Genomic DNA, 3,167 nt, shown 5'->3' with positions numbered 1-3,167 from the left:
GTGCAGCGCCAGCTCCATCGAACAGCGGTGCGGCCGACCTTCCGCGATCGCCACCGCCATATCGGCAAGGCCTGACGTGCGGTAGTTGGCCATCATGCCTTGCGAATGCATCTCGTTGGGCACGCCGAACGGATGCGGCCAGTTCGGCAGCTTCTTGACCGGCTTGGCCGCGACGGTGAAGCGAACGTCACCACCGAAGAAGTTCGGGTCCGGCACAAACACCGTACCCGCCTCGCCATAAAGCTCCATCGGCGCGTGGCCGTGGGCCCAGACGTCCCAGCTGGTGTTGAGCGTGATAACGGCGCCGTTCTCGAACTCCAGCAGCCCGTGGATGGTTGTCGGCGTGTTGACCGGTATCTTTTCACCCGCGCGCGGCTTTGAACTGATCGTGCGCTCCTTGGCCGGCGTCGTCGCGAAGGCCGCGACCTGCTTCACCGGCCCGATCAGCTGGATCAGATTGGTGATGTAATATGGTCCGATGTCGAGCACCGGCCCCGCGCCTGGCTGGAAGAAGAAATCCGGATTGGGGTGCCAGTGCTCCATGCCGTGGCCCATGACATGGCACGTGCCACTCGTGACCTTGCCAAGCTTGCCGGTGTCGATCAGGTTGCGTACCAGCTGGTGCGCGCCGCCGAGGAAAGTGTCTGGCGCCGAGCCGATGCGCAGACCCTTTTTCTCCGCCCGCTTCTTAAGGTCGAGCCCTTCCTTGACCGACAGCACGAACGGCTTTTCCGAATAGACGTGCTTGCCGGCGTCGAGGATCTGCTTTGACACCTCATAGTGCACCGCCGGGATGGTCAGGTTGACGATGATGTCGATGTCGTCGGCCTTGAGCAGGTCTTCGACGGTGTCGGCGCGCAGCTTGAACTCCTTCGCCCGAGCCTTGGCCGCCTCCATGTTGATGTCGGCGCAGGCACGCATTTCAATGCCGCGGAACAGCGGCGCCAGCGAAAAATACGCCTTCGAGATGTTGCCGCAGCCGATCACGCCGATGCCAAGTTTCTTTGCCATGCTGGTTGCTCCTAATAGGTTTTGGCGGCTGCGATGGAGCGGCGGGCGAAAAGCTCGATGTCGTTGGGGGTGTCCTGTTCCATGACGTAGTATTGGGCAGCACTCCTGGCACGCAACACCTTGATCAGGGCGGCCCAGTCGATGGTGCCATGGCCGACATCCGACCAGCCATCCTCATCCAGCCCCTCGCCGGGCTTGGCCATGTCCTTGACGTGGACGGCGCTGATGCGCTTGCCGTGTTTCTCGATCCACGGCAGCGGATCATCGCCGCCGCGCACCACCCAGGCAACGTCCATCTCCCAGCTGACATCGGGCGCGGATGACAGGATGTGGTCCTGCGGCACCGATCCGTCGGCAAGTTTCTTGAACTCGAAATCATGATTGTGCCAGGCAAAGCCGTAGCCGGCCTTTTTCGCGGCATCACCGACCTTGGCCAGGCGTTCGCCGAAACCACGCCAGCCGGCCACGTCGGATGGCCGCTGGTCGGGCATCAGGAAAGGACAGATGAGCAGCGTGATACCGAGTGCGTCGGCGGTTCTGCGCACGCCGTCAAAATCGTTCTCGAGCGCGTCGATCGAGAAATGCCCAGTCGGCATGGCAAGCCCGTTCCTGTCGAGCTCGGCGCGGAATGCCTGGGGATCATCATAGACGCCGCCGAAACCTTCGACCTGGGCGTAGCCGAGCTTGCCGAGCATGGCGAGCACACCGTCCCAGGGTTGGAAATTGCGGGCGCTGTAAAGTTGGAATGACCAATTCATCGTCTCTGTCCGTTTTGCTTGGGGATCGTCGTTGGAAGGTTGGTTCTCGGAAGCTAGATGCGTGTGCCGGTTGCGGTGTCGAAAAGCGAGGCGCGCATCGGATCGAATCCAAGCGTCACCGCCTCGTCGTTCTTGGGCGTGCGTTCCGAGGTCACTCGGACGCTGAAATTCTGCTGGGCAAGCTTCAGCCAGACCAGCGTGTCGGAGCCCATGGGTTCGACCACCTCGACATTGGCGGCCATCGAGAACGGCCAGCCGGTGCCGCTGTTCAGGCTGACATGCTCGGGCCTGATACCGAATGTGACGGGGCCGGGAGCCGGAGGCTTGGCAAAGTCGTAAGTGCCGAGCGGGATCTTGATATCCCCGGCCGCGAACCGCCAGCCGCCGTCGGCGTCTTCCAGGTGGCCATCGACGAAGTTCATTGCGGGCGAACCGAGAAAGCCGGCGACGAAGCGGTTGACCGGACGGTTGTAGATGGTCTGCGGCGCATCGAGTTGCTGGATGACGCCGCCCTTCATCACCGCGATGCGGTCGGCCAGCGTCATCGCCTCGATCTGGTCGTGGGTGACGTAGATCATGGTGTTCTGCAGCTTGCGATGCAGCAGCTTGATCTCGACGCGCAGTTCGGCGCGCAGCTTGGCGTCGAGATTGGACAGCGGCTCGTCGAACAGGAACACGTCGACATCGCGCACCAGCGCCCGTCCGATGGCGACGCGCTGGCGCTGGCCGCCGGAAAGTGCGGCCGGCTTACGCTGCAGCAGCGGTTCGATCTGCAGGATTTCAGCCGCCCGCGTGATCCGCTTGGCGATCTCTTCTTTTGGCGTGCCGGCGACACGCAGCCCGAAGGACAGGTTCTTCTCCACCGTCATTTGCGGATAGAGCGCATAGGACTGGAACACCATGCCAATGCCGCGGTCCTTGGGCTCTTCCCAGGTGACGTTCTTGCCCTTGATGAAGATGCGGCCTTCGGAAACGTCGAGCAGGCCGGCAATGCAGTTGAGCAAGGTCGACTTGCCGCAGCCGGACGGCCCGAGCAGCACGATGAACTCGCCATCGGCGACATCCAGATTGAGCGTCTCCAGGACGGTCACCGCGCCGAAATTCAGCGACAGGTCCTGGATCGAAACGCTGGTATCGTTGGCTGCCGTCATCGCCATCACCCCTTCACCGCGCCGGCGGCGATGCCACGTACGAAAAGCTTGCCGGAGATGAAGTAGACGATGAGCGGCACAAGCCCGGTCAGGATGGTTGCGGCCATATTGACGTTGTACTCCTTCACGCCTTGCACCGAATTGACGATGTTGTTGAGCTGCACCGTCATCGGATAGGTGTCGGGGCGGGTGTAGACGACGCCGAACAGGAAGTCGTTCCAGATGCCGGTCACCTGCAGGATGATGG

Annotated in this window: 3 protein-coding genes and 1 pseudogene; all 4 read right to left on the bottom strand. The window is 62.2% G+C overall.

The window, feature by feature from the left end; translation table 11 throughout:
• Positions 1 to 1,011, bottom strand: a 1,011-nt coding sequence (locus EN879_RS29585) for a Gfo/Idh/MocA family oxidoreductase (protein WP_164774657.1), incomplete at its 3' end; no start/stop codon positions are given.
• A gap of 11 nt (positions 1,012 to 1,022) precedes the next feature.
• Complete coding sequence (locus EN879_RS29580; RefSeq protein WP_127274433.1) at positions 1,023 to 1,769, bottom strand: sugar phosphate isomerase/epimerase; 747 nt, start codon at positions 1,767 to 1,769, stop codon at positions 1,023 to 1,025.
• A 53-nt stretch (positions 1,770 to 1,822) separates the two neighbouring features.
• The gene (gene ugpC, locus EN879_RS29575) at positions 1,823 to 2,920 is read right to left on the bottom strand and encodes a sn-glycerol-3-phosphate ABC transporter ATP-binding protein UgpC (RefSeq protein WP_027161308.1); all 1,098 of its coding nucleotides are present in this window, start codon (positions 2,918 to 2,920) and stop codon (positions 1,823 to 1,825) included.
• 5 nt (positions 2,921 to 2,925) lie between these two features.
• A pseudogene (locus tag EN879_RS29570) lies at positions 2,926 to 3,167 on the bottom strand (carbohydrate ABC transporter permease); the annotation flags it as partial.

Source organism: Mesorhizobium sp. M7A.F.Ca.AU.002.02.1.1 (assembly GCF_003998535.1).
Lineage (GTDB): Bacteria > Pseudomonadota > Alphaproteobacteria > Rhizobiales > Rhizobiaceae > Mesorhizobium > Mesorhizobium ciceri.
The sequence above is the reverse complement of the archived record's forward strand: the minus strand, read 5'-3'. Positions and strand labels throughout refer to the sequence as shown.

What these genes read in the sequence shown, in the direction of transcription:
- EN879_RS29580 (WP_127274433.1), bottom strand. Translation starts at nt 1,769, where the DNA reads ATGAATTGGTCATTCCAACTTTACAGCGCCCGCAATTTCCAACCCTGG.
- ugpC (WP_027161308.1), bottom strand. Translation starts at nt 2,920, where the DNA reads ATGACGGCAGCCAACGATACCAGCGTTTCGATCCAGGACCTGTCGCTG.